General features: G+C 41.1%; 1 protein-coding gene. It reads left to right on the top strand.

Annotated elements, in window-relative coordinates:
- Positions 1-381: 381 nt before the first annotated feature.
- Positions 382-810 (top strand): hypothetical protein (locus FOF46_RS31000; RefSeq protein WP_143919278.1); only part of this gene is annotated, 429 nt, incomplete at its 3' end.

An 810-nucleotide genomic window follows, 5' to 3' on the forward strand; every position in this document is an offset into this window, starting at 1 on the left:
CCCCTGCTGGCGCCAGAATGTTTCTGGTGCCGTCAAAGCTTGGCAGGGTATTAGTACATATCTAAACTTTTTTTAGGACGCGAGATAAGCTGGAAAAACTTTAACCCCAGATGCGCGGAAATGTTTTCCGTGCCGGGTATGAATGAGCAGTAAGAATAAGAAACGAGCAATAAAAGCCAGTTACCTTGATGTAGCTGGTTTTTTTCCTACTATATAATTAAAATATTGTATCTATAGTGCATTTGATAAGGTTGTAGTGTTAAGAAAATGTCTGGGAGACATTTTTAACTAAAGAGCCATCTGGCATGTGGGGTATATTACGCAGACCCAAGCGGGGCAGATTCATATAATAGTGCACAGGATTATTTTGCTAATTATAATATGACTGATTCCTATGTGCCGGCAGGGTTTAGTTATGATCCTTTTGGCTCTAATACAGATGTGTTTTATGGCACAAACCCAACCTATGGACAAGGTGGTATTGTTGATCAGAATTATTCAGCGTATCGGGAGTCGGAGGTGATGGATAGACTATATAGTAGACAATCTACTGTATCGGCAGGGGATTTAAATCCCTGGACACGATATTTTGCAAGTGAAGCTACTAGAATAGGAGGAGTTTTAGCCAGTCTGGAGAATAGTACTAATTCTGTTGCAGGAGCTGTAACCAATGGGACTGTATCCAGCTTTAAGGATTTTTGGAGTGGTTTAGGAGATAACGTCTCTGATGCATTTAGTAATCCATGGGAAGCCTGGAAGCAAAATATGGGAGCAGAAGGAGGATGGAAAAACTTTATCCCTGGGTACACC

The organism is Aquimarina algiphila, from assembly GCF_007489275.1.
Classification (GTDB): domain Bacteria; phylum Bacteroidota; class Bacteroidia; order Flavobacteriales; family Flavobacteriaceae; genus Aquimarina; species Aquimarina algiphila.